We start from the raw sequence: 23449 nt of genomic DNA, 5'->3' as shown, positions 1-23449 counted from the left end.
AATCCGCCCGTGCCTCCCGCGGGCGGTTTCTGAGGTCGGGGGCGTGTCCTCCCGCGTTCCCGACCATTATTGAGGATTAGCCATGGCCAATTTCCACAAGTATCGCGACCTTGCCGTGCGTGCAGTCGATGATCTGATGGGGGAAACTCTCCATGTCCTTCCGATAAACGCAGGCAAGATTGACCCCGCGCGGACGGCGCGCGACGTGATCTCGCCTCTGCGCGTGGGCGTCGAGGAAAACGATGGCGTAAGTGGGAAGAGCAAATCCTGGGGGGCGCGCATCGCGTCAGGGAAAGCGCGGGCGCACATATCCCGCGAGAAATATCCTGACCTCGTGCTGCGGCAGGGAGACCGTCTCCGAGCCGTCGAGCGGGCAGGGCGCCCATGGTTCGAAGTGGATTCCGTGGGTGATCGTGATCATTCGCGTTTGATCGTGGAGCTAGATGAAATATGAGCCTGTGTCGCTTTGCTCTTCGCCATACTGCTGTTGAAGCGCTGCGCGGCCAGACCCTCGTTGGTGACAACGTGAAAAACAGCGACTTTCGGGCACTCGATATCGCCGCCGATGGCGCTTTGCGGGATAATTCTGACAAGCCGTTCATCCTTATCTACACCGACGACGCGACGGTTGGCGGCATGGGCCATCCAACGCTGTGGGAAAACGGCATCGTGGAGCTTGTGATAGAGAGCGGCATTGCGGCGGCGATGGGTTCCTTTGACGAAGAAACTGGCGAGACGACTTTCACTGGTTATGGCGTCCCGGCCACGGATACCGGCATGGAAGCTGCGCTCGATATCATCGATCGACAGGTCGCGATGACCTTACACGGCGATGGAGAGTGGGCATTGCTATTTGCCCATTTGCACGATGGCATTACGAAAATTGAACGCAAGCGGGCGACGTTGTCGGATAGCGGCACGCGCTTGGCAGCACGGCAAATCCGGATGTGGGTAGACGCGAAAGCCGACCCCGCTTGGGGCGCGGAATTGGCGCCTGCACATTACGCGAAGCGGTTTGAGGCCGCAGTGGCTGGAACCGATGTCGAGGCAAACGTCGCAGCCTTGCTTGGTCCGGCCGACGCGCCGATGAGCTATGAGCAAGTGCGCGCCCGCTACGGCCTTTCCGGCGATGTTGCGAGCGCCCTCGTACCGGCGGCGCTCTATCCAGGGGGTGCGCCGGTTTCCGAAATCAGGTGGCTGGTCGAATGACCTTCCCAAGCCGTCTGGGCGAACAAGTTGCCTATCTCGGTCGCGAGATCGCTGAACTGAAGCGCCGCGAACGGGGCCGAAGCAGAGAGGGCACTGTGACGGCCGCTGATCCTGAGGCGGGGCGCTACCGTGTTGAGTTTGCGGAAGGGTTCATCAGCCCTTGGATGCCAGTCGAGGCACTCTCAAGCGGCGAACTGAAGATCCAAGGCGAGCCGGTCCTCGGTCAGCGGGTGAAGGTGACAAGTGAGAGCGGAGACCTGACCGATGGCGTGATCGCGCTGTCGAGCTTCACCGCTGACAGGGGGCGACCGAAGGCAGCGAACGGAGAACTGATCATCACAAAGGGCGATCATCGGCTCGAATTGACTGCGGATGGGTTTGCCTTAACCGGCCCTGTTCACATCTCTGGCCCCGTCACCATTGAGGGCGACACACTGCTGCACAATGGCACCAATGTCGGGGCAGGCCACAGACATAAAGATACGCAACCTGGCGCGGGCAAAACCGGTGCGCCGGAATAATGGAGAGGCACATGAAGACCAACACTTACAACGTGGCGAAGGCGTCGTTCATTCTTGGAGAGCACAAACCCGAGGGTGCGACCGTAGAGCTGTCCCCGGCGCAGGCCGCCCCGTTCATTCGCGGTGAACAGATTACTGCGGTGAAGTCTGCCCAGAAGAAGGCGAAGGACTGATCCGATGGCGGGGGTCAGCCGCGAAACCGGTCAACCTCTCGATGGATGGGACCACGTGCGCCAATCGATCGCCGTCATATTGACGACGCCCATCGGCTCACGTGTCATGAGGCGCGAGTTCGGGTCACATCTCTACAAGCTCATCGGCCGTCCGATGACCAAGGCAAATATTCTAACCGTCTATGCCGCGACTGCCTTGGCGATCTCCCGCTGGGAGCCGCGCTTCACTCTTACCGGATGCGAATTGATCCAAGGCAAGTCCAACGGCGTGCTCAGTATCGCGATCTACGGCATCTACAACGGAACGGCCGTCAGCGACACGCTGCCGCTGGCTGCCTGACAAACGACCTCAACCAATCAGTGAAACCAAGAAACGCGGACAGCCCGCGAAAGGAGAACGCATGGCCGAGCCATTTTCCGGCGTCCGGGTGATCCAGGACGCAAACGAACCAGTTATTCCACAGCCAACCAGTACCTCGACCATTGGCATGATCCAGGCTGTCACGCCAGCGGACCTGCCGAGCGGTATCGTGGTGAACACACCTATTGCTGTGCGCAATCCGTCCGACGCGGCTGAGCTGCCGGACGCCGTGAAGCAAGAGCTAGATACAGTCTGGGACAATATCGGCGGAACGGTCGTGCTGACGTTCGTGGACAGCGGCGCTGACGCAGCCGAACTGACTGCAAATGCGATTGGTGACGCGACCACTAAGACTGGCGTTCATGCCTTCCGCAAGGCGACGTCTTTGGGGCTTCCGAAACCCAAGATTTTTCCCACGGCGGGGATCGCCTATGCCGGTGTCGGGACAGCTGACGGGGTGATTGCCGAGCTTTTGACGGTTGTCGATGACCTGCGTGGCTATGTGTTCGCGGACGGCCCCGGCACGACCAACGCTGATGCAATCACTGCCGCCGCCCTTTTGAGCAATCGCCGCGCGACAGTCACCGACGACAAGATCCTCAAGAGTATTGGCGGGGTGCCAACCGCGAAATCTGCATCGACCTTGTTCGCCGCAATCCAATCAAACCTCGATCGCACGCAGAACGTCGCCTGGCCTGCTACGAATGTTCAGGCTCTGGGGCTGATCGGCGTCAACCGTCCCGTCGACTTTGCGACCGAAGTGACAGAGCTGAATGAAGCCGGCGTCTCAACGGTGATCAATCGCGGCGATGGTTTCAAAGTCTGGGGGCCAAAGACGACTGCGGCAAACGAGGCCGGGTCCATTTGGCAGTTCCTGAACGTGGTTCGCGTTGCTGACTATGTGAATGAGACACTGGAAGACGGCTTCTATGGCTTCATGGGTCGCCCCATGATCCGCGACACGCTCGATCTGATGACAATCGCAGGTCAGCGGCTCTTGCGCCGCCTTGAGGGGGAGAACGTGCTCTTACCTGGTTCGCGCTTTGGCCTCGCTGCCAGTCAAACTGCCGAGGATGGCGTGCAGGGCATCGTGCGGTTTGGTCTGCAATATGAGCCGCCGGCACCAATCTACGACCTACGCATTCAGGCGTATCGCAACCCAATCGTGGCCTATGAGGCGCTGTTTGACAGTGTGTCTGGTCAGTTTGTCATCGCCGAAGCGGCATAAGGAGAAACGACATGGCAAATTCCCCCGCCTTCGTCTTGAAGAACGTCACCGTCAACATGGCAGGTGTCAACCAGATCGGCCAGATGGCTCAGCTCACCTTACCAGCGCCGGAAGCTTCCACCGAAGAGTTCCGCAACGCTGGTATGGTTAAGCCGCGTTTGGTTCGCATGGGCTATGAAGCGCAGAGCTTCTCGGTAGAGCTCTCCAGCTTTGACCCCGCCATCCTCGAGCTTATGGGCAACGGTCCTCACAATCTAATCGCCCGCGGCTACGCCGAGAGCGAAGACGGCACAGAGCATAGCTACCGATGCCTGATGGTCGCCGAGGCAACGGCGGTCAGCCCCGGCGATCATGCACCTGCGTCGAAGGCCTCTCTTTCGACTGAGTTCACCGTTCATGAGCAAACGTTGATCTGTGAGACAGACGGTCAGGACCGCGAGGTCTGGCACATCACGGACACCGAAGTTCGGATCGGCGGCAAGGTCCAGAACCCAGGTATGGCGCGCGCACTCGGTCTAGCTTGATTGATCGGGGCGGCTTCGAGCCGTCCCGCTACCCAATGTGTTGTTCGATAACGCCAGCATGGTTGCCCTGAAGTCCATCGCAGCCGCCAATACTTTGATAATTGAGGCATCTTCCTATGTCAGACACTCCAAAGACTGTGACGGTCACTCTTACTGAGCCCGTTACGTACCAAGAGCAGACCTACACATCGCTCACCTTCCGCCGGCGCAAAGCAAAAGACCTAGTCGCTATGGACCTCGTGAAGGGCGAAATGCGAAAGCACATGGCGATGCTCGCCTCAATGGCCGGCGTGCCGCTCCCCGTGATCGAGGAACTGGATGCCGAAGACTATGAGGCGGCATCGAAGGAGACGATCGCCGTCATGGGAAAGTCGGTAGCGAAGGCCGTGAAGGACGCCGAGACGGCGGCGGCCCAAGCGGAGGCAGAGACGGAAGAACCTTCCGACGCATGATGTGTGAGATCGGGCGGTATCTAAACCAGTCTATCAACCATGTGAGTGACTGGACTGACGACGACTTCCTTCTGACCCACGCAGAAATCAATCCAATCCTTGAAGCCGAACAACCTGGAAAGGAGCGCTGACGCATGGCCACACTTACCTCTCAGCTCATCATGCGCTTGGTTGACCAAGTTACCGGTCCGGCCAAAAGTGTGCAGCGCGCCATGAAAAGCGTGGATGGCGCAATCGAGCGGAACAACCGCGCCATCGCCCAAACACGTGGTGCCTTCGCGGCCAGCGCTGCCGCCGCTGCAGCTGCGGCCTACGCAATTGCACAGCCCGTGAAAGCCGCCATGCGCTTTGAAGAGGCGATGGCTGATGTCCGAAAGGTCGTAGATTTTCCAACGCCTGACGGGTTTCAGAACTTTCGCGACGAACTGTTCGCCCTGAGCCGTGAAATCCCGATGACAGTTCAGCAACTGGCCGAGATCGCTGCTGCAGGGGGCTCGTCTGGTCTCAAAGGCGATCAGCTGATCAAGTTTACCGAGATGACGGCAAAGATCGGTACGGCATTTGACATCAGTGCGGAATCTGCGGGCGGGTTCGTGAACTCCATGCGCAACGCGCTTGCGCTGTCTCTTGATCAAACCATGGGGCTATCTGATGCGATCAACCATCTGACGAACAACATGGCCGCGACCGCGCCTGAGATGACGAATTTCATGACGCGTATCGCAGGTGATCTCACTGCTGCGGGCTTTGTCGCAGAAGAAGCCGCTGCGTTTGGTGCCGCAATGCAGGCTTCTGGGCACGGCGCTGAAGTCTCAGCCACGTCCTTCCGGAACATGGCGAAAGCTCTGACGCGAGGGGAAAGTGCGACAGCACGTCAAGTTGCCGCGTTCGATCGGCTCGGCCTAAGTGGTTCGGATGTCGCCAAGCGGATTCAGCAGGATGCAGTTGGCACCACGCTCGAAGTCATCGACGCGATCGGAAAGCTGCCAGCTGAAGTGCGTCAATCGACGATGTCTGACCTGTTCGGCGATGAGGCGCGGGCCTTGACCGGCCTTATCACAAATACCGACTTGCTGCGTGAGGCCCTGGGCTATGTGGCTGATGAATCGCAATATGCAGGCAGCGCTCTTAAAGAATACGCCGCACGCTCCAAGACCTTTTCTTCGGACCTACAACGTTTCCAGAACATCATGGCCGAGCTATCGGTCACGATAGGCGAGGCGCTTTTACCCGCGCTCTCGGATACGATGGAACAGATCAAGCCGTTCATCGAAGCCCTGATCAAATGGTCGCGTGAAAACCCAGACCTGGTCCGCAACATCGTGAAAATGGCTTCCGCGCTTGCTGGGATGCGGCTTGCATTTCTTGGCCTGAAACTGGCTGGCCTTACAGGTAAAGGCGGCGCGCTTTGGGCCTTGTCGCACGGGCTGACGGCGCTCTACGGGGCTGCGCGTGGTGCATCAGCCATCGGGAAGGCCGCACGCGAGTCGCGCCGCCTGCAAGAGGCTCTTGCTGCGATGAATGGCGTTAAGATTACGCGTTTGGATAAGATCAGGGCATCGGTGGCGGGGATCGCCCGCCTGACTGGCCTTTCAGCCGTTGCGGCAGGCTTCTCGGCCTTCGTGGGCGCAGTGGCTGCGATCTCCGCGCCGGTCTGGGGCGCCATTGCACTTGCTGTCGCGGCGGTCGGTGCAGCTGGTTTCTCGATCTATAAGAATTGGGATCAAGTCAAAGCTACCGTGTCTGGTGTTGCAGGCGCGATTGGTGGGCGTCTACGAGAGAGCCTCGATAGGTTTAAGCCGGTTCTGGAATGGCTCGAGCCATTAACTTCGGGTGTTGCCGAAGCCTTCAGTTGGTTAGCCGACGGTGTCGGAAAAGTCGTCGATGCTGTCAAAACATTCTTTTCCGGCGGCATCTTCGACCAGAGCGTCTTGACTGAAGAAGAAAAGGCGCGGGTCGCAGGAAACGCCCGAGACATAACGAACCGCATTCTCGATGCGATCGATGCTTTGCCGGGTGCCATGTATAAGGCGGGTGTAGAGGCAATCCAAAGCCTTTGGGAGGGCATGGAAGCCAAGGTTAAATCGATGATCAAGTGGGTGGAAACGATTCCTTCGATGATCATGGGCGCCATCGGCAGCATCGATCTCACCAACGGCGAGACCTATTCCAAACCTACTATGCGCAACGCTAACCCGACCCCGGGCGCCAATGGCCTGCTGAATAATTCGCATGCAATCAAGAAGAACGCCCAAAGCGGTCCGAAGGCCCGCGGCGGTCCAGTGGTCGCCGGACTTCCCTATCTGGTAAATGAAGGCGTGCGGTCCGAAGTCATGGTGCCCTCCGCTTCCGGGGGTATTCTTAACGTGCCGCAGGCGCAGCTCGCAATGACCAGGGCGCTGCGCGGTTCCTCGCGCGGTGGCGGTTCTCGTGGTCCTGCAAGTGTGACCTTCGGCAATATCATCGTGCAAGGCGGCACAAATGCCAGTTTGGACGATCTTGCACAGGCTTTTGGGCGTCAGGTCCAGAACGCTTTTGGCTCTCACTTCGCGGATGAGTTCTGACATGGCAGTCTTAATGGCCCTCGGTCCCTTCATGTTCGAGGCGATGGGGTTTTCCCTCGCCGATCGGGGGCGCAGCCTCGATACGCCATGGGCGTCGATCGAGGTCGCGGGCGGCGAAGATCAGCTGCAGTGGATGGGTGGCAGTGGCCGATCGGAGACCATCCGTGGCGTGCTGTTCAGCGAGTTTGGGGGGCAAGCGTCGCTCGACGGCCTCAGTCGGGCAGCAAGCATGGGGGTCATACTGCCCTTGGTCGCGATTGGCCGTGCGCCAGGCAATGTATTTGGTCCGCATGTGGTGGATGGTGTTTCAGAAGATCACGGCTTTATCGACGCGGACGGCAGACCTGCGCGCAATGCCTACAGTCTCAAAATCCGATCCTACGCGGGACAGCCGGATTACACCGGTGCGGCGGCGCAATTTGTGCAGAAGTTGTTCGCATGAAGACTGTACGCGCCACTCAAGGTCAGTTGGTCGATGATATCTGCAGAGCGCACTACGGTGATGAGAGCACTTATGTCGAAGCTGTACTCGGCGTGAACCCCGGCCTGGCTGCTTTGGGCGCGGGGCTGCCCGCTGGAACATTGGTGCGCCTGCCGGATGTGACGCCAGCGCAGGACGTGCGTCAGACCGTGACATTGTGGGACTAAGCGCATGACACCCGAAGTAAGGATTGTCGTCGATGGCCGCGAGGTGGATTTCCGGTCGCGGCTGCAATCGGTTGAGATCGTGGATAAGGAGGGCGTGTCCTCGGATACGATCAATCTCGTCATAGCCAATCCGGATCAGGCTTTTCCCTTGCCGTCGAAGGGTGCGAAGATCGAGGCGTGGATTAACGGTGACTATTTCGGCAGCTACACGGCCGAGACCGTCTCTGCCCCATGTTTCCCGCATATGATCGAGGTGACGGGCAAGGCCGCCGGGTTCAAGGGTAAAGAAAAAGAAACGAGAGAGCGTCACTGGGATAGTTCCCAACTCTCCCAGATCGTGGCCGACATCGCCAATGACTTCGGTTTGTCAGCTTCTGTCGATCCCGCTGTCGGTGCCCACGTCTATGACTGGGTAGGGCAGGTGAACGAAAGCTCAGTTGCGTTTCTTGAGCGGTTGGCAAAGCGTCACGATGCGTTGTTTTCAATCAAGGATGGACGGCTGATATTCGCAGCGCGCGGGGCAGGGCGGTCACCTTCAGGTTCTGAGCTCACGGGCAGCACGATCACGTCTGCAAACATCGTGCCCAACACCTGCCGGTTTGAGTTTAGTGATCGCAGCCAATATGCCCAGGTAGCAGCGCACTATACCGATAGGGCGGCCGGGGCACGCAAGGAAGTAACGGTCGCGAGCGATGACGCTGGCACGGCGATCTGGCGGATAGGTGAGCCGTTCGCTGATGAGGCAGAGGCCACGAGCGCCGCCAAAGCAAAGGCCAAGGATATGCGGCGGCGGCAGGCAAAGTTCAGCCTCGAAGTTGTCGGCAGCACCGCGTTTCGCGCGGGCGCACCCGTCCAGTTCGTCGGCGTGCTGCGCGAGATCGACGGTCAGTCCTTCATTCTCGAGACCGCAACCCACACCGTAAGCAAGACTGGGTACCGAACCCGGCTTGATGGCCACGCAAAGGTCTAAGGACACCAGCTATGATTAACCTTTCCACGCTAGCCGCGCCGCTGGCGATTGAAGACTTGTCCTATGAGGCGCTCTTCACAGACTTCAAAGATCGGTTTCAGGCCTTCTGGGATGCCGAGCGCGCGTTGAACGCCAATCTTCCTGCTTACAACGTTGGAGCACTTGAGACCGACCCAGTAACGATCGTGTACCAGGCGGCCGCTTATATCCGACTACTTGATCGCCAACGGGTCAACGATGCGGTCAAAGCGCTTTTGCCTGCTTTCGCGAAGGGCGCGGACCTCGATGCCTTGGTCGCGCGCAATGCTGTCTTTCGGCTGACCGTGATTGAGGCCACGGGGGCTGATCCGGCGGTACTGGAATCGGATGCCAATCTCCTGAACCGTTATCTGCTGTCATTCGATCGGGCTGCGGCCGGGACCCGTGACCGGTATCTATTCGAGGCCCATGCCGCAGTGCCTGTCATACCGGTAGGCGGGGCATTCGTTGCAGGCTGGCGCGAGCACGGACGCCGCGGCGACGTCGACATAGTCGTTTGCGGGCCTGACGGCCGCGATTTGACCGAGGCTGAGCTGTCCGACCTACGGGCGGGAGTTCTCGCCGATAGCGTTGTGCCTGAAGCGTCGTCGGCTGCTGTAAAGCCAGCGATCCGGCTGGAGTACCAGGTCGAACAGAAAATCATTATCCGTCGCGGACCTTCCCCCGCTGTGGTTGTCGCCGATGTCGAAGCGCGCATCCGCGAACTGACCGATGAGCGCACGATCATCAAAGGCACCGTGCCGCGCGATTTCATCGCGGGCGCAGCTCATGGGCCGAATGTGGTCAAAGCCATCACCAGCAGCCCAATGGTCGACATTGAGGCCGATGCCTACACCGTGCCGGTCTGCACCGAGATCACCATAACTGTCGAGGTCGCATCGTGAGCGCCAAAGGCATCCTTCCGCCGAACGCGACGACCTTCGAGCAGGCGTTGGCGCATGGTCTCTCTGAAGGCCTGCCGGTACCGATCCAGGAATCGTTGGATGCGGCCACCGCTCCGGCCGCCTTCTTGCCGTTCCTTGCCCACGCAGAAGGGGTCGTGCTCTGGTTCGACGATTGGTCCGAGGCTCGCAAGCGCCACGTTGCCGAGAATTGGCTGCAGGGGTACGCAAGGCTCGTCGGCACCCGGTCGGCCGTTGATGCCTTTCTGGCGCTTGTTGACGCGAGCGTCGTCCATCGCTTGACCTACCCGGCGCCGTTCATTGTCGGAGAGACTGCTGTTGGGACGCGGCTTGTGAACCAACCGCATCATTCGGCGCATTATCTGATCGACGTCGATTTGGTCGAACCAGTCGCGGCGTTCAAGGTTGGCTACACCTCGACCGGTGATGGCGCGGTTTCCCCGCCTGATGATCAGCCTATTGAGCGGGTACTCGCAGCGCTGATCGCCGCCAAGTCTCCAACTACGGAATATCGCGCCCATTTCGACACCCGCCGCCCGATAACGTCGGGCGATGCGCCCTCAACCTCTGCAGCCGTGATCACCGGCCAGTACCTAAACAGATTGGAGCTATCAGCATGACCCGGAACGTCCTTATCGCTGACAAGGAATATGTCAGCAGCCAGGTGCTGTCGGATGTCGGCCGCGCCGCGCGCGACCATGCGGACGCGGTAACGGCTGGGGCGATTGCCTTCCCGTCGCATTGGTCGCGGTTCACCGTGACTATCGCCGGGGGTGGTCAGTCGATCACCATCGCGCCGGGCGAATTGTGGAAGGGTGACGCGATCTACTCGCTTGAAGCGGCGGTCGATGTCGGCATCCTCGATTACCTGCCCCCGGTCGGCAACGAAAAGTGGATTGCGATCCTTGCGCAGCCGTCCAACCAGACGACGCGCAACCGCTCAGCTAAGGTCCGGACAGGTATCGATCCGGAAAATCCTCAGCCGGCCACGCAGTCGGTCGTTGGTGAAGAGGTCCGGCTGGTCGAGTTCGTAGTGCAGCAAGGTACACAGGCGGCGCCGGGGTCTGCTGCCAAGCCAACCGTGCCAGAGAGTTCCTGTGCGGTTGTCTATATCCTGCTGTCTGGTGCTGGCGCTCAAGCGATTGAGCCGGCCGTCTCGGACAAGGTAAAATCGCTTTACGATGTGGATGGACGCCTGATGGCCCTGGAAGTCCGCGTTGATGCGCTGTTCCAGCGTGTGACTGGGATTGAGACTGACTTGTCTGCCCTAAAGGGGGCGATCCCCAAGATCATCCGTCCGGAGATTATCACGCAGCTGCAGGGTGGCTTGGCTCGCGTGGAGCAACTGCTCGGCATCCCGACCAATTACGTGGCGCGCTTCTTTGATCCGGGGCTGACGACCGAGGAATGGGATGAAAGTCAGGCCGAATGGCTTGCTGATGTGCGTGAGGGCGTAAAGTTCCCGAAAATCGCGGCGTCAGACAATCGGATGGAGCTTCTGGACGACGCCTCCCCCGATATCAAGATTAAGGACGGCGTTCTGCTGCCGGCGTGGACCGAAGAGCGTTTGCTCGATGTGACTGGCTCGGGCGGCACTCGGGATATCTCGCAGCAGACGCATACGGTCACCACGGCGAACACCGGCACCATCTCGCGCTCAAGTGTTGAATATGGGCCAACCGTGAAGCTGTGCGAAAACACCAAGGAATATGCGAACCTCGGTGCTTCCGCCTATTTGGAGAACTTCAAGACCGCGAGCGGCGAAACCTTCCAAAATCTCGGCAAAACGGACAATCCTTGGAACGACACCGAGCATGCGATTGGCCACTCTGAGTTCCGGGCCCGGCAAGTAATCCAGCGGTCTTGGTCTGAAACCTACACCTACTACACCACACAGAGCTACGGCGTGAACGGCTCCGTCTATGGGCAGACATGGCTCAACTCCCAAGAGCGCATCCTGACATCGCTTGAGCTCGATTTCGCCCGGGCTGGATCGGGCGATGTCCATGTGTTCCTTTGCCAAGTGAATTCCAGCGGCACGCCGGATTTCGACACGACGATCTGCAAGGGGACGATCCTCGCTGCTGATATCCAGACCGGCTGGGTAAAATGTGAGTTCCGCCCCACGCTGCTGGAAGCCGGCAAGCGGTACGGCTGGTTCACGGTCACAACCGGCAACCATGCGCTGCGCACCGTGACCGGCAACAAATACGCGCAGGGTTCGCTGTTCTGGTCTACCGATGGCGCTTGGGCGCAAGGTTCGCCGACCGAGGATTTCGCTTTCCGTCTGAACGTTGCCAAGTTCTCGACCACGCGTTTGGTCGTGGAGTTTGCACCGCTCACTCTGACGGGGGGTATGACCGAGTTCCATTTCACCTATGCCGGCTGGGAGCCGGGCGGCACTCGCTTGCCGTGGGAGTATGCTCCGAAGCGAACCGGCTTGCCGGACGTCTGGCATCCGTTCTCGACCGACGACAACTCGCCGCTGCGTGACGTGCCGGATACCTGCCGCATCCGGGCGGTGTTCGAAGGCACCACTGATCTGATGCCGTCGATCCAGATCGACAACACCGCGCGGCACCGGGCCTATCGCCGGGGGCCGGAACTGGTCGCTATCAGCGAGGATCAAACCTTCGGGCTGGGGACCACCTCGATCATCACTGAGACGGTTATGGATGATTTTGACCCGGCGATCCACACCGTGACGCCGCGCGTGATGGTCGGCGGCACGGTCTACGACGCCGATACGGTCACTGAGATTGACGACGATTATCCGGAGTCGGAACGCGTGAAGCTGCGCGCCTCGTTCACCGTGCCCTCTACTTCGTCTGCGCGGTATCGGCTGGAGGTGAGCAGTTCGTCGGTGATCGACCAGTGCTTCGCTGAAACCGTCGCAATGTTTGCATTCTAAGGAGGCCAGCTATGGCGGAAAATTACCAAGCGGATGCGGTGTACCGAGTGCGTCTAGGCAGGCCGTTTCCCATTCCCGGCACGGATGTGCCGCTGATGCCTCGGCATGTGCACAAGATCAAAGGGGCTGTGCTGCAGGCCATGATTGATGGAGGCGCGGATGTCCGAGTTACCGAGCCCGAGTAACGGTTATCGCGCCACGCTCGACTACGATCTATCTCTTGCCAACCTAAACGAAATACTTGGGGGCATGTGGTCGGCGTTGCAGCCTTACCGAGATGTGGTCGGGGATGCAGGCGCAGCAATCGATGCGCTCAACGCGCGGACGCTGACCGTGATCGGCGAAAGCATCACGCCGGAGCTGGAAGCGGTGCGGGCGCAGTTCGCGGCTGCGCAGGAGGAGGTCGACAATCTTCTCGGCAACGATTTTGAGGCGCGGATCGCGTCCGTGGAAGCCTCCCTTTCTGAAAAAGCCACCCCGGATGATGCGGTGGCACTCGCAATCGCACTAGGAGGCTGAAATGGCATCTATTTTCAAACGGGTTCGGCAGATTGGCGTGGGGACCGCTCGCGCCCAGATCGGAGCCTATACCGTACCGGCCGACACCACGGCAGTCGTCATCGGCATGTCGGTGGCAAACGTAATCGTTGAAGCGGCTATCGCGATCACATTGGAGCATCACGATGGCGCGGCATACGCGAAGATCGGTCCGTTCGGTTTGTCCCTCGCGGCAGGGCAAGCATGGGCGCCTGACGAAATCGGCAAGCTGGTCCTGGAAGCTGGCGACAGCCTCCACCTTACATCGGACACTGCGGCATCGGCTGACGTGTACCTAAGCATCATGGAGATCACCTAATGGGTATTATCGGCAATCAAGGCGGCGCGACGGCAGCGGGCGGCGGGTCCCTCCGGCTCCCCTATATCCGTCGAGAAATTCTGGCTTCCGGTGACTTCACCGTGCCGCAAGGCGTGACGCAATTGGAGGTTTATGCCGTCGGCGGCGGCGGCGCGGGAGGTCGACCCGGTGGTAGCGGAACATGGGCTAACGGCGGCGGCGGTGCTGGCGGGGCGGGCGGTCTGGTAGATGTCGACCCCGGCGACGTTCTTAACATCACCTATGGTGCTGCTGGTGTTGGTGGTACTGGTGTCGGCGGTGCCGGTGGCACTACTGTTGTCTCTTTGAACGGTACGACACTTTTCACATGCACGGGCGGATCAGGCGGCACTCTAACTACCGGCACTCCCCCGCCGGGAGGCACTGCTTCTGTTCATGCTTCCGTCAAAGGTGGGTACGCCGCTAATGGCGGATCGGGCGGCGCGCTCGCAGGCGGTTCCGGGCCGCGTGGTGGGAACGGCGGCGGTGGTGCGGGTTCTATCTTCGGGTCGGGCGGACGCGGGGGCACACAACTGACCGAGTATGCGGGCGCCGGGGGCGGCGGCCTTGGCGGTCGTGGTGGTGATACCCTAACGCGCGAAGGTGGCGGCGGGGGCGGAATTCTCAATCGTGGGGGAGACCCGTCTGGCGATAACGGAGGCGGCGGCGGCGGCGTCTTTGGCGCGGGCGGTGCTACAGGAGCGGGAGGCGCTGGATTAAATGGTTCTGCCAAAGGAGCATACGGTACGACTCGAGCTGAGTCCGGCTTGGAGGGATCGCTTTGGACGTTCCTCCGTGAAATTTCGGGAGGCGGCGGCGGCGGCGGTTCAGATGGAACAGGCGTGTCGCCTGCGGGATCGGGGTCCAGCGGTGGTGGCGGCGGCGGCGGCGGCGATTCTTCCGGCGGCTTTGGCGGCGGTGGCGGCTTTGGCGGCGGTGGCGGCGGTGGTGGCGGTACGACAGCCGGAACCCCCGGCGGCAACGGCGGCTTTGGCGGTGGTGGCGGCGGTGGGGCCTACAACTCGCCGGGCGGCGTTGGCGGCTATGGAGGCGGCGGTGGGGGCTGTGGCGCGGCCTACACAGTAGCCAACGCGCCAAACGGTGGCGCTGGAGCTGTCATCGTTTGGTATCTGGTTTAAGGAGATTTATCATGTGGGCTAGAATTATAGAAACGGACGGTATCCGCACCGTTGCTGAGATCATCGATTACGATCCAGATCACCTCCCCCCCGCAATTGCTCAAGAATTTGAGCAGGTAGTCCACGGGATGGAATATCGCGCAGAATTTAGGGACGGGGCTTGGGCTTTACCTCCTGACCCCGAACTTACCGCTGAACCAAAGCCGGAGCCCGAGCCGCAGGAGGTGCCGGTGCCCCTAGATTACGTCCGCTATGTGGCGCTGGTCAAAGTGGCGGGCGGGCTTACCGCAGCGGTGGCGACTAGTATCATCGACGGCACTCATGCCAGCGACGAGGTCAACTTCGTGCAGCGGCTTATGGAGCGGCACTCGGGCAACTTCGTTCTGACTGATCCGCTGGTGCAGCAGGGGCTCGATACTCTGCTTGCCGAGGGTGTCCTCGATCAAACCGGGCGGGATGCAATCGAAGCCGCTTGGCCTACCGGCTGATGCACACTACGCTCGCCTTCTACAAGGCGCCGGGGCGATGGCAGGATGCGGCTGTGCGTTTGATCACGCGCAGCCGTTTTTCGCATTGCGAGCTCGTCGCCATCCAGCCGCAGCCGGGCGGCTCCGCTCGGGCGGTGTCGGCATCGAAGCGCGACGGCAATTGCGTGCGTGAGCGGCGCATTGAGTTTCACCGTGGACATTGGGAGTTCGCGCGGGTCGGCGTCGATATGAGCGAGGCTTGGGGTAGGGCACTAGACGAGATCGGGTTCCCCTATGATGTCTTCCGGGCTGCGCTGAGTGCGTTGCCGGTCGATATCAACAGTGATCGCGGCTGGTTCTGCAGTGAGCTTTGCGCCTATGCTATTGGGCTGTCGCGGCCCCATACGTACAGTCCTGGCGATCTAGCAGAGTGCTGTGGGCTACCCCGATAAACGGGCAGGGGCGGCCTTTCGATGCTTGGTTCGGACGTTCGACTGACGGAAACCACAGCATATACGCCAAAGCTCTGAGAGACGCTTCCAACCCATCCAGTCAGAGAGGTGCCGAATGACCGGTGACCCGCAGCAATCAACCCTGTCGGGTTATAAGATCCAGCAGCTCGAAAAGTCGGTCGCGGAGCTTCGTGAGGCAAACACAGTCCTTGCAGCAGAGTGGCGCGCTGACAACCGCGCACTGCACGAAGAGATCGCGCAGATGAAGGAAGCGGAGGCGGCCAAGGATAGGCAGTTGCTCATCGTCGGTATAACGACATTGGGGGGTATCGTTGTGACACTGTTTGGCGTTCTCTGGACCTATCGATCGGTGATTTTCAAATGATCCGGGTGTTTGGATTTCTCGCAGTGGTTTGTGTGGCACTGTCCGTTGTCTTGGCATTCACGGCTTTTCGATATGAACGCACAGACCGAACGCAGCCAATTAGCGGTTTCGGCAAGGTAGAAACGCTCAAGAGCCCAATCCGCGCTGGTGAGGCTCTGCCTGTGCGCATCTGGCGCGAGAAGGCCCGTGGCGATTGCCCAGTGGTCTCCGAACGCACCGCGATCAGCCAAGATGGAGTGGTGTACGACCTGCCAGATGCGGAATGGTCAGGTGGCTCCGCCGACGATCCATATCTCGACTACCGATATCCGACTTTGCCTTTCATGCCAGAGGGCGAATACCAGCTGCGCGTTGATCTGAACTACACCTGTCCAGGCGGCTTGCTGTTCAAATATACTCAGCCGCCCGCCTTCTTCAGGATCGCGACCTAACCAGCCCATCACATTGCGTCACCCAAGCCCCGCCAGCGGGGTTTCCAGCATTGGAGAATGCCCATGAACCGATACCTCATTGAAAACTGGCGAGTTGTTCTGCGCTCGTATTCCTTTGTCAGCATGGTGCTGGGCCTGCTGGTGCTGCTCTTGCCGAACGCCTTGTTTGGACTGTTCGGGATTGAGGCTGATCCCTATCCGCTTGGCACGGCCGCGTTGGTCTTCTTCGCCTTCGGAATCCTCGGTCGTTTTGTGCGTCAGGTGCCTGAAACCAGAATGGGGCGCCGGCTGATTTTCTGGACCGCCTTCTTGTTCGGGGCGCTCATGCTGGTGAAGTCCATCGGTGGCGCGCTGTATGAGGAAGCGGTGCTTCCGGAGCCGCCGGCCCAGGCGAGCATCCAAGCACAGATCATTCCAGCAATGGCTTCTAAGCCTCTAGCGCCGATGCTTCCAACGCCAGTGGTGGCCAAAGACCCTTTCGATGAGATTGCATTCCAGCTGATCTCCAAATGGGAAGGCAAGCGCCACACAGCCTATCGAGATATCGTGGGTGTTTGGACGATCTGCTACGGCCACACTCGCACAGCCGGGCCCGGGCAGCACAAGACAGACGCTCAGTGCAAGGCGCTGCTGATAGCAGAAATCGCAGAGTATCGCGACGAGTGGCTGGCCTATGTCAACGAAAAAGCAAAGACCTATTGGCTGCCGCCGACCCGTAAGGCTGCCTACACGAGCCTCGCGTTCAATGTGGGCTGGACTGGCGCGGGCAAGAGCACTGCGACCCGCCGTCTCAACGCAGGCGACATCGAGGGCGGCTGTCAGGCGATCAGCTGGTGGAACAAGGCGGGCGGCAAGGTGGTGCGGGGACTGGTGCGTCGCCGCACTGAAGAGGTCACGCTGTGTTTGGTTTAAGTCACCTGCAGGCGCAACTGGTCGCGTGTGGGGTAGGGGTGGCGATCCTGATCGGTGTGGTGATCTGGCTGCGGACAGACGCCGCCAATGATCGCGAGCGAGAACTTCGCGCAAACCAGAACGCCGAGCGCCTTCAGCACATCGAGGACTCGAAAGGAACCCAAGATGAAATTGAAAACCTGTCTGATCCCGATCTGGATCGTGCTCTCTGCAGGGTCCTGTCTACCGCCGAGCAATGTGAGCAGCGGGGCGTTGTTCAGGGACGTCAGTCGCCGGCCGCCAAAGGCGCAACCCGCGACAATTGATGCGATCGCGCAGGACCGGCCGGTCGCGGAGTGGATCGTTTACCAATCACGGCAGTGCGACTTGTATGGCTGCCTTTGAAAGCATCCCGACAGCGGGGTCCAGCTGCATTTCACTAAACTAAAGAAAGGCTAATATTCAGCATTTCAAACTCGTCCTGTCTGTAATGCTACCCCAACTTGCCCGCGCTGCCTTGATCGGTAGCGCGGGCTTTTTTGCGTTTCAGGGAGTGCTATATGCCCGTTGTGGGAAACCTATCGGAAGTGAGCCGCAAAGATTGGATGATCGACTGTTTCAAACCGGTACTACGCATATCGAGGTGAAATGCTGGGCTTGCGGTCAGGGCGTCACACTTAGGCCGCCTGATTTGCCGGATGGTATCACAGATTACGAGTTTGAGAAACGCGCGACCTGTCGTTGCGGTACTGGATGGCCGTATGTCACCAAGTTCCCAAAGAAGCCACTGATGACGATGTGAGCGCCCAGCTTGGGTTATTTTGTTATCGACGGTTCAGGGGGGGACGGCTGCTAATTGCACTATTTTCCCGTCTACCGCATCAAATCTCGTGAGACTTCCTGGGCTAGCGTAGCGGGCCAAATCAACACTCTGATGGAAAATTGCAGAGCTCTCGGTTCCATCGTGAGCGGCTTGCCCATCGCAACTCCTAAACCAACTAACAAGTATAAGCCTAAAAAAAGCCATTTCATCATCGGAGAAAACTTTCTGGTCTACAGGGATAGGGTTCGCCTAGCTCAGTGGCGTCGTACAGCACGATAAAGCAGATATAGCAATATTGGTCCTTGTCGACTGTTTATCCACCGCAGCTCCGACGGTCGGTTGGAATCGAATGGCGCGACCTTAGCACTTGACCTGAGCCGCCTTTAAGTGGAAGGGATTTGACCGTCTCGGTTGAGGCGATGTTACATTTAGCAGGAATGCGCAATTGTCCCGGGTCGAAGTCTCAAAAATATCAATCACCAACTTTAAAAGGATACAAAAACTAGAACTTGATGTCCTGCCTGTGACCGCCCTAGTCGGCGGCAATACCAGCGGGAAAAGTAGCGTGCTAAAAGCGGCACAGCTCTGCGTTTCACTTCTCCAAGCCGCATATCGCGGAAATAATCGGAAGGGGGAGCCAATATTTGTCGGTTCTGTTGGGGATGATGATGTAGCTTTTCATCCTACACAAAAAATCCTTGATTTACGGCATGGCGGTGCAGCCACGGAGCGCAAGGGGTTCGAGATCGGTTTTGATTGTGTGATCGAAGAAGGGGAGGAGCCGGAATACGGCAGTTTCGTACTGGAAGTGAAGAGGGGGAAGAATGCGAACATCAGCCTGCGCATAAGGGGTAAAAAAAAATTTGCGGGGCTAATAGCTAGTGATGGCTCCTCAGCGTCGATATTCACACCCGGACTTTCTGGCATTTCGATCAAAGAGGAATTGCGAACTAGGGGGGCTCTAGCTGCAGGAGCAATGCAGGGGGATGCTAACACCTACCTCCGTAGTCTTTTGTACCATCTGTTTCATGATGAAGAAGGCTGGACCGAGGAAAATGATGAGGAGTGGGAAGAAGCTGATTTTAATGACAGCGAAATCGATGAGCTTCCAGAAAGCAAATGGAAGTCTTTTTGCTTACTGCTAGCCCATATTTATGATGGCGCTAGAATAATAGTCGACCATGATGAGGATATTGAACAATTCCTTGATATACGGGTATCCATCAACGGAAAAGTAATTCCCCTTGATCTGGCATCAACCGGAATGCTTCAAGTCATTCAAATTTTGGCATATTCATGCTTCTTTAAGCCTGCTTTACTCTTGCTTGACGAGCCAGACTCGCATCTGCACGCAGACAGCCAATCAAAGTTACTCGAAGCTCTTATAGGTCTGACGCACCGGACCAAAACACGAATCGTTCTTGCCAGTCATTCACCCCAAATTATCCAGGAGATGAACAGGAGGGATAGTGTAAATGTATGCTGGATGGAGGACGGGTCAGAAGTAGCGCTAGATGACAAGAATTTGCCAGCGGTGCCCCTTCTGATGAGGCTCGGAGCGCTAGGGATAGGCGCTGAAGCATTTGATCCTCAGAAAAAGATTATTCTATTAACCGAAGACTTCAACACGGATCTTGTGAGAATCTATGCCGAAGCGAATGGCGCCGGGTCGGATGTAGCAGTGCTGTCCTACAGTGGTTGTGAGAATCTCTCTGGTGCGAGGAGGCTTGGCATCCTACTTCGGGACCTTCGGCCTGATCTCTCAGTTCTTATCCATAGAGATCGGGACTACCGAAATGAACATGAACTAAGGTTTGAAGAGTTGCAATTTAATTCTTGGTGCAATGCCAATAACGTAGATGGAATCAGCGAAATATTTACGAAACTCAATGATATTGAGCATCTCTTCGCAACACCAGAGCACATAGCCTTAACGCTGCCAGAGTTAACAAAGGATGAAATCTTGGCTTGCATCGAATCATCGATCGCAGAAAATCGCGATGAATTCGTAACTTCTCTCGACAAGGCACGCGCTGTGCTGCAGCAAAAGCTCTATGATACGCCACGGCTGCGGCAAAAAAAGGAATGGCTAGAGTCGGGTCTACCCTCCACTGGAAAAGGGCCTGCGGGCAAATCATTCCGGCCGGCTGTTAGCACTGATCCTTTTCCATTCGAAATTTGCCACGGAAAAAAACTCCAGCGCGTGGTCCGACAGAAGGTCGCCGCAAAGGTCGGAGGCGATTTCGATATCATTGTTAGCAAAATTCAAGGTAGTTCGATAGCGCTTGTCGATGGCAACTGGTTAGGAAAATTCGGCCCAAAATGAAGCAGGTATTTCCAAGTCCCGCCATTGACCTTGCTAGAAACGAAGCGGTAATCCGCTGTGCTGTGACCTATTAAGTACTTCGGGTAGGAACACACGAACAACGGCATGCTGTCACCGGTTGACTATGAAATGAAACAGAAGAAAATGAATGAGGCGAAGTTCTAAGAAACTAGGGACACCTCAATAATATTGCGCGGAGCGTAGACACACACAGTGTTCACCAAGTGCCGCAGAGCAAGCGTACTGCTGCAAAACTCAAGTAGGAGTTAAGAATGACTAAGCTCGTTGAGTGGAACGGAAAATCCGTTAGCTTCTTTACAAAACTTGAAGATGTTCCGATCCCACTTCCGGCCCTCGTTAGTCCCATTCGTCTCTTCAATTTAGCATTCAATGCCGACGGCAGCTTCTACACAACCTATTTCGGCGGAGGTACAGAGCTGACAGAGCAAGATGTTTCATCTGGAGCGATTGTATTTAGAAAAGATAAAGCGCTCCCAGACGGTGGAGAGCGTCGCTTCTCAATCCACGGAAGCGGCGAAATACGATCATTTTTGAGAGATGAAGAAGAAATTGTCCGGCACTTAGGCTATGAACTAAGAGCTTTGAGTGAGCCCAAACTTCTCTTCCAGCATATGATTGGTGGTGCAGGAGAATACATAAATAGGCCTCTTGCTGTCCAGAAACCAAAGACTAACGCGATTGTTATACCCGGCTTGTTTGAAAATCAGGGCCGTGCTGTGTTTTCCTGCCACGTTGCTCCAGGTGACTATGTAGCAAAGTCGGACAAGGTAATCTGGGAAGGCATCACCCGCGAAATAGATGGAGGAAGTAGGCTTAATGTCACGGTAACACTTGATATGGCGGATATGCCAACTGGGGCTCATCTTTGCCATGAGCTTAGGGTGTATCAGAATAATCGCCGCGCGTAGACAACTGTGCGTGACGGGTTGCGCTACTCTCCATTAGTTAAACAGCATTTGTAGGAAACTGAGATACCCTTAGTTTCCTAGATGCCTGCCTCGTTCTTTTTTTCTGTTCTGTTTGATAGTTAACCGGCGACAGCATGCCGTTGTTTGTGTGCTTGCGTGTTGGGTTGTAAAATATCTCGATTGAATCGAACACGTCCCGCCTTGCAACGTCGCGTGTGACATATGTCCGCCGCCTGATCCGCTCCCGTTTCAATAGATGGAAGAAGCTTTCTGCGACCGCGTTGTCATGACAATTCTCGAGCGGCTGATTCTTGCATCCAGATTGTGCTTATCGAGAAAAGATTGCCACTCCTTGCCGATGAACTGGGAGCCTTGAACAGAATGGACCATTACCTTGTGCTTTGGCTTGCCCCGCCAGACAGCACTGAGCAGCCCTTGCAAAGGGGCACCTCAAACGCGGTTCTTGTAACAGTGGTAGAGCCACGACCGACAGAGGAATAAAATACATAGTATGGTCGACTACACCTTTTTGTGATAGACTGGTGAAACATCGTCCTGACGGGTTGCATACGGAATGTGAGCCTTCTCTCGAGAGGAGAAATTCAGATGGTAGGTTTACGCACGGTTTCGATCTCTTTGTTGTTAGCCTCGATACCTTTTCCCATAGTTGCTCAAAGCGCAGATGGACTTCGGCTTCCCAAGCACGACGCGCCGATTCTAGATGCCGCTAATAGCCGGAATCAAATGGCGCTTTCTAAGATCGAGAGCTATACGCCGATTGACTTTCTTGAACTTGGAGAGTTTGAATCTATCATTGTTGAGTATGCTGAGCCTACCGATGACCCATTTGTGGATGGTCAAGCATTAGCCGCCGCAGCCTCTCTTGGTGTCACTGCTACGCAATTGGCTCCAAATACTTTTGAACTACAGATCTCCTCTTTGCCAATATCTGCATCAGAGTTCGACGTTGATGGTGATTTTCTACGGCAAAAGCGGGCAGAGACAGTAGCCGGTATCCTTGAGAATGACGAAACAATTGAGGACTGGTTTCCGAATTATCGTGTTGATAGTCAAGAAATCACTGATCCTTTATACGCTCAGCAATGGCACTATTCGCCAAATGACGAGATCTTAGGGGGCGGAAAATTTCCCGGTGGTACTGACCTCTCATCGCTATGGGAATGGAGTTCTGGAAGCGATGAAGTCGTAGTCGCTGTATTGGACACAGGGTTCCTGTATCACCATGAAGATGCCGCGAATGTCGTGCCTGGCTATGACTTTGTGTCGGATTTGACAGCTGCAAACGATGGTGATGGCTGGGATAGTGATGCAGAAGACCCAGGCGACGCGTGCGGCCCCCTTGCAAAGGATTCATGGCACGGTTCTCATGTAGCTGGCATAATCGGTGCTCTTGGGCACAATGGTAAAGGTGCAGTTGGAATTACTCCAAAGGTTAGCATCATGCCAGTGCGTGTCTTGGGAAAATGTGGAGGTGATTTTCGAGACATAATGACCGCTGTGCTGTGGTCAGCAGATTTACTTGATAGCCAAACTCTTATGGATCTAGGATTGCCAAGAGTTCAAAAAAAGGCCGATATCATCAATATGAGCCTAGGAGGCGTCGGTCGGTGCCGCCCCTCATTCGGTCGGAATTTTTTAAGAGTTGCAGAAAGCGGCACCCTCATCATCGTCGCGGCGGGCAACTCAGCGAGAAATGTCCAAGATTTTATTCCAGCATCGTGTCCTGGAGTGATGGCGGTCGCCGCTAGCGATATGTCTGGATCACTCGCTAGCAGGTATTCTAACTATGGCCCCCTAATTTCTATCATGGCACCTGGCGGAGATATAGATGCAGATTTAGATGGGAACGGCTTGCCAGATGGTATCCTAAGTATGGTCGCTAACGACTACGCGTTCTATAATGGCACATCGATGGCCGCGCCTCACGTATCAGGACTGGCAGCTCACATCTACGCCCTGGATCCTACTATTGCGCCAAACGATGCAATTAATTTGATGGTAAACTATGGCTTGAAACGTTCTGATCAGCACTGTCCGGTTAAGTGTGGGACCTTGCTTAGCGCAAAGTTTTTATTGCCAGAATAAATTCGGTTTGGGTTCCTGCTTACGTAAATGAGATTAAGTATGGGTATTAGGCATTATATTTCTGTCGGGTCCTTCGTAATCTTGGTTGGATGCGGGGAGCCGTTTTTAACGGTTGCCAAGCCCA

General features: G+C 57.1%; 28 protein-coding genes and 1 pseudogene. 28 read left to right on the top strand and 1 reads right to left on the bottom strand.

Annotated features, from left to right (window positions below; all coding sequences use genetic code 11):
- Window positions 1-82: 82 nt before the first annotated feature.
- The 27 genes from WNY61_RS03320 (at window position 83) to WNY61_RS03190 (ending at window position 21219) form a co-directional block, all read left to right on the top strand.
- Window positions 83-454, top strand: coding sequence for a hypothetical protein (locus WNY61_RS03320; RefSeq protein ID WP_260009294.1), 372 nt, complete (start codon window positions 83-85; stop codon window positions 452-454).
- Window positions 451-1209, top strand: a complete 759-nt coding sequence (locus WNY61_RS03315) for a hypothetical protein (RefSeq protein WP_342850034.1) — start codon at window positions 451-453, stop codon at window positions 1207-1209. Before WNY61_RS03320 ends, WNY61_RS03315 begins: the two co-directional genes overlap by 4 nt.
- The gene (locus WNY61_RS03310; protein ID WP_342850033.1) at window positions 1206-1730 is read left to right on the top strand and encodes a hypothetical protein; all 525 of its coding nucleotides are present in this window, start codon (window positions 1206-1208) and stop codon (window positions 1728-1730) included. The genes WNY61_RS03315 and WNY61_RS03310 overlap by 4 nt, the downstream gene beginning before the upstream one ends.
- An 11-nt stretch (window positions 1731-1741) precedes the next feature.
- Window positions 1742-1903: a hypothetical protein gene (locus tag WNY61_RS03305; RefSeq protein WP_342850032.1), complete on the top strand. Its 162-nt coding sequence runs from the start codon at window positions 1742-1744 to the stop codon at window positions 1901-1903.
- A gap of 4 nt (window positions 1904-1907) precedes the next feature.
- Window positions 1908-2243: a GPW/gp25 family protein gene (locus WNY61_RS03300; RefSeq protein WP_342850031.1), complete on the top strand. Its 336-nt coding sequence runs from the start codon at window positions 1908-1910 to the stop codon at window positions 2241-2243.
- A 61-nt stretch (window positions 2244-2304) separates the two neighbouring features.
- Window positions 2305-3492 (top strand): phage tail sheath subtilisin-like domain-containing protein, encoded by a 1188-nt coding sequence (locus WNY61_RS03295; RefSeq protein WP_342850030.1) that lies wholly within the window; start codon window positions 2305-2307, stop codon window positions 3490-3492.
- A gap of 11 nt (window positions 3493-3503) precedes the next feature.
- Complete coding sequence (locus WNY61_RS03290; protein ID WP_342850029.1) at window positions 3504-4016, top strand: phage major tail tube protein; 513 nt, start codon at window positions 3504-3506, stop codon at window positions 4014-4016.
- A 116-nt stretch (window positions 4017-4132) separates the two neighbouring features.
- Window positions 4133-4468, top strand: a complete 336-nt coding sequence (locus WNY61_RS03285) for a phage tail assembly protein (protein WP_342850028.1) — start codon at window positions 4133-4135, stop codon at window positions 4466-4468.
- A 134-nt stretch (window positions 4469-4602) separates the two neighbouring features.
- Window positions 4603-7032 (top strand): phage tail tape measure protein, encoded by a 2430-nt coding sequence (locus tag WNY61_RS03280; RefSeq protein ID WP_342850027.1) that lies wholly within the window; start codon window positions 4603-4605, stop codon window positions 7030-7032.
- Between the two features lies 1 nt (window position 7033).
- A complete protein-coding gene (locus WNY61_RS03275; RefSeq protein WP_342850026.1) occupies window positions 7034-7474 on the top strand; it encodes a phage tail protein in 441 nt (146 codons plus the stop codon).
- A complete protein-coding gene (locus WNY61_RS03270) occupies window positions 7471-7680 on the top strand; it encodes a tail protein X (RefSeq protein WP_342850025.1) in 210 nt (69 codons plus the stop codon). The genes WNY61_RS03275 and WNY61_RS03270 overlap by 4 nt, the downstream gene beginning before the upstream one ends.
- Before the next feature lie 4 nt (window positions 7681-7684).
- Window positions 7685-8650 carry a contractile injection system protein, VgrG/Pvc8 family gene (locus WNY61_RS03265; RefSeq protein WP_342850024.1) on the top strand — a complete coding sequence of 322 codons (966 nt, stop codon included), beginning with the start codon at window positions 7685-7687 and terminating at the stop codon, window positions 8648-8650.
- An 11-nt stretch (window positions 8651-8661) separates the two neighbouring features.
- Window positions 8662-9573, top strand: coding sequence for a baseplate J/gp47 family protein (locus tag WNY61_RS03260; protein WP_342850023.1), 912 nt, complete (start codon window positions 8662-8664; stop codon window positions 9571-9573).
- Window positions 9570-10211, top strand: a complete 642-nt coding sequence (locus WNY61_RS03255) for a phage tail protein I (RefSeq protein ID WP_342850022.1) — start codon at window positions 9570-9572, stop codon at window positions 10209-10211. Before WNY61_RS03260 ends, WNY61_RS03255 begins: the two co-directional genes overlap by 4 nt.
- Complete coding sequence (locus tag WNY61_RS03250) at window positions 10208-12502, top strand: hypothetical protein (protein WP_342850021.1); 2295 nt, start codon at window positions 10208-10210, stop codon at window positions 12500-12502. Before WNY61_RS03255 ends, WNY61_RS03250 begins: the two co-directional genes overlap by 4 nt.
- 11 nt (window positions 12503-12513) lie before the next feature.
- Entirely contained in the window at window positions 12514-12687 is a 174-nt protein-coding gene (locus WNY61_RS03245) for a hypothetical protein (RefSeq protein ID WP_342850020.1), read from the top strand.
- Window positions 12662-13021 carry a hypothetical protein gene (locus WNY61_RS03240; RefSeq protein WP_342850019.1) on the top strand — a complete coding sequence of 120 codons (360 nt, stop codon included), beginning with the start codon at window positions 12662-12664 and terminating at the stop codon, window positions 13019-13021. The genes WNY61_RS03245 and WNY61_RS03240 overlap by 26 nt, the downstream gene beginning before the upstream one ends.
- 1 nt (window position 13022) lies before the next feature.
- On the top strand, window positions 13023-13358 hold the full coding sequence (locus tag WNY61_RS03235) for a hypothetical protein (RefSeq protein WP_342850018.1): 336 nt from the start codon (window positions 13023-13025) through the stop codon (window positions 13356-13358).
- Entirely contained in the window at window positions 13358-14515 is a 1158-nt protein-coding gene (locus WNY61_RS03230) for a hypothetical protein (RefSeq protein WP_342850017.1), read from the top strand. The genes WNY61_RS03235 and WNY61_RS03230 overlap by 1 nt, the downstream gene beginning before the upstream one ends.
- A gap of 11 nt (window positions 14516-14526) precedes the next feature.
- A complete protein-coding gene (locus WNY61_RS03225) occupies window positions 14527-15003 on the top strand; it encodes a hypothetical protein (protein ID WP_342850016.1) in 477 nt (158 codons plus the stop codon).
- Entirely contained in the window at window positions 15003-15434 is a 432-nt protein-coding gene (locus WNY61_RS03220) for a hypothetical protein (protein ID WP_342850015.1), read from the top strand. The genes WNY61_RS03225 and WNY61_RS03220 overlap by 1 nt, the downstream gene beginning before the upstream one ends.
- A gap of 115 nt (window positions 15435-15549) precedes the next feature.
- On the top strand, window positions 15550-15819 hold the full coding sequence (locus tag WNY61_RS03215; protein WP_342850014.1) for a hypothetical protein: 270 nt from the start codon (window positions 15550-15552) through the stop codon (window positions 15817-15819).
- Window positions 15816-16250, top strand: coding sequence for a hypothetical protein (locus tag WNY61_RS03210; RefSeq protein WP_342850012.1), 435 nt, complete (start codon window positions 15816-15818; stop codon window positions 16248-16250). The genes WNY61_RS03215 and WNY61_RS03210 overlap by 4 nt, the downstream gene beginning before the upstream one ends.
- 63 nt (window positions 16251-16313) lie before the next feature.
- Window positions 16314-17162 (top strand): lysozyme, encoded by an 849-nt coding sequence (locus tag WNY61_RS03205; RefSeq protein WP_342850011.1) that lies wholly within the window; start codon window positions 16314-16316, stop codon window positions 17160-17162.
- On the top strand, window positions 17150-17467 hold the full coding sequence (locus WNY61_RS03200; protein WP_342850010.1) for a hypothetical protein: 318 nt from the start codon (window positions 17150-17152) through the stop codon (window positions 17465-17467). Before WNY61_RS03205 ends, WNY61_RS03200 begins: the two co-directional genes overlap by 13 nt.
- A gap of 942 nt (window positions 17468-18409) precedes the next feature.
- Entirely contained in the window at window positions 18410-20290 is a 1881-nt protein-coding gene (locus WNY61_RS03195) for an AAA family ATPase (protein ID WP_342850009.1), read from the top strand.
- Between the two features lie 272 nt (window positions 20291-20562).
- The gene (locus tag WNY61_RS03190; RefSeq protein WP_342850008.1) at window positions 20563-21219 is read left to right on the top strand and encodes a hypothetical protein; all 657 of its coding nucleotides are present in this window, start codon (window positions 20563-20565) and stop codon (window positions 21217-21219) included.
- A 37-nt stretch (window positions 21220-21256) separates the two neighbouring features.
- On the opposite strand, the pseudogene WNY61_RS03185 reads toward WNY61_RS03190, so the two are convergent.
- Window positions 21257-21651, bottom strand: a pseudogene (locus tag WNY61_RS03185) (IS3 family transposase); the annotation flags it as partial.
- 174 nt (window positions 21652-21825) lie between these two features.
- Here WNY61_RS03185 and WNY61_RS03180 point away from each other — a divergent pair.
- Window positions 21826-23325, top strand: a complete 1500-nt coding sequence (locus tag WNY61_RS03180) for a S8 family serine peptidase (RefSeq protein WP_342850007.1) — start codon at window positions 21826-21828, stop codon at window positions 23323-23325.
- Window positions 23326-23449: the final 124 nt, after the last annotated feature.

This window comes from Sulfitobacter sp. AS92 (assembly GCF_038900015.1).
GTDB lineage: Bacteria > Pseudomonadota > Alphaproteobacteria > Rhodobacterales > Rhodobacteraceae > Sulfitobacter.
This window is presented reverse-complemented; position numbering and strand designations above follow the sequence as displayed.

What these genes read in the sequence shown, in the direction of transcription:
- WNY61_RS03320 (WP_260009294.1), top strand. Translation starts at nt 83, where the DNA reads ATGGCCAATTTCCACAAGTATCGCGACCTTGCCGTGCGTGCAGTCGAT.
- WNY61_RS03315 (WP_342850034.1), top strand. Translation starts at nt 451, where the DNA reads ATGAGCCTGTGTCGCTTTGCTCTTCGCCATACTGCTGTTGAAGCGCTG.
- WNY61_RS03310 (WP_342850033.1), top strand. Translation starts at nt 1,206, where the DNA reads ATGACCTTCCCAAGCCGTCTGGGCGAACAAGTTGCCTATCTCGGTCGC.
- WNY61_RS03305 (WP_342850032.1), top strand. Translation starts at nt 1,742, where the DNA reads ATGAAGACCAACACTTACAACGTGGCGAAGGCGTCGTTCATTCTTGGA.
- WNY61_RS03300 (WP_342850031.1), top strand. Translation starts at nt 1,908, where the DNA reads ATGGCGGGGGTCAGCCGCGAAACCGGTCAACCTCTCGATGGATGGGAC.
- WNY61_RS03295 (WP_342850030.1), top strand. Translation starts at nt 2,305, where the DNA reads ATGGCCGAGCCATTTTCCGGCGTCCGGGTGATCCAGGACGCAAACGAA.
- WNY61_RS03290 (WP_342850029.1), top strand. Translation starts at nt 3,504, where the DNA reads ATGGCAAATTCCCCCGCCTTCGTCTTGAAGAACGTCACCGTCAACATG.
- WNY61_RS03285 (WP_342850028.1), top strand. Translation starts at nt 4,133, where the DNA reads ATGTCAGACACTCCAAAGACTGTGACGGTCACTCTTACTGAGCCCGTT.
- WNY61_RS03280 (WP_342850027.1), top strand. Translation starts at nt 4,603, where the DNA reads ATGGCCACACTTACCTCTCAGCTCATCATGCGCTTGGTTGACCAAGTT.
- WNY61_RS03275 (WP_342850026.1), top strand. Translation starts at nt 7,034, where the DNA reads ATGGCAGTCTTAATGGCCCTCGGTCCCTTCATGTTCGAGGCGATGGGG.
- WNY61_RS03270 (WP_342850025.1), top strand. Translation starts at nt 7,471, where the DNA reads ATGAAGACTGTACGCGCCACTCAAGGTCAGTTGGTCGATGATATCTGC.
- WNY61_RS03265 (WP_342850024.1), top strand. Translation starts at nt 7,685, where the DNA reads ATGACACCCGAAGTAAGGATTGTCGTCGATGGCCGCGAGGTGGATTTC.
- WNY61_RS03260 (WP_342850023.1), top strand. Translation starts at nt 8,662, where the DNA reads ATGATTAACCTTTCCACGCTAGCCGCGCCGCTGGCGATTGAAGACTTG.
- WNY61_RS03250 (WP_342850021.1), top strand. Translation starts at nt 10,208, where the DNA reads ATGACCCGGAACGTCCTTATCGCTGACAAGGAATATGTCAGCAGCCAG.
- WNY61_RS03245 (WP_342850020.1), top strand. Translation starts at nt 12,514, where the DNA reads ATGGCGGAAAATTACCAAGCGGATGCGGTGTACCGAGTGCGTCTAGGC.
- WNY61_RS03240 (WP_342850019.1), top strand. Translation starts at nt 12,662, where the DNA reads ATGTCCGAGTTACCGAGCCCGAGTAACGGTTATCGCGCCACGCTCGAC.
- WNY61_RS03235 (WP_342850018.1), top strand. Translation starts at nt 13,023, where the DNA reads ATGGCATCTATTTTCAAACGGGTTCGGCAGATTGGCGTGGGGACCGCT.
- WNY61_RS03230 (WP_342850017.1), top strand. Translation starts at nt 13,358, where the DNA reads ATGGGTATTATCGGCAATCAAGGCGGCGCGACGGCAGCGGGCGGCGGG.
- WNY61_RS03225 (WP_342850016.1), top strand. Translation starts at nt 14,527, where the DNA reads ATGTGGGCTAGAATTATAGAAACGGACGGTATCCGCACCGTTGCTGAG.
- WNY61_RS03220 (WP_342850015.1), top strand. Translation starts at nt 15,003, where the DNA reads ATGCACACTACGCTCGCCTTCTACAAGGCGCCGGGGCGATGGCAGGAT.
- WNY61_RS03215 (WP_342850014.1), top strand. Translation starts at nt 15,550, where the DNA reads ATGACCGGTGACCCGCAGCAATCAACCCTGTCGGGTTATAAGATCCAG.
- WNY61_RS03210 (WP_342850012.1), top strand. Translation starts at nt 15,816, where the DNA reads ATGATCCGGGTGTTTGGATTTCTCGCAGTGGTTTGTGTGGCACTGTCC.
- WNY61_RS03205 (WP_342850011.1), top strand. Translation starts at nt 16,314, where the DNA reads ATGAACCGATACCTCATTGAAAACTGGCGAGTTGTTCTGCGCTCGTAT.
- WNY61_RS03190 (WP_342850008.1), top strand. Translation starts at nt 20,563, where the DNA reads ATGACTAAGCTCGTTGAGTGGAACGGAAAATCCGTTAGCTTCTTTACA.
- WNY61_RS03180 (WP_342850007.1), top strand. Translation starts at nt 21,826, where the DNA reads ATGGTAGGTTTACGCACGGTTTCGATCTCTTTGTTGTTAGCCTCGATA.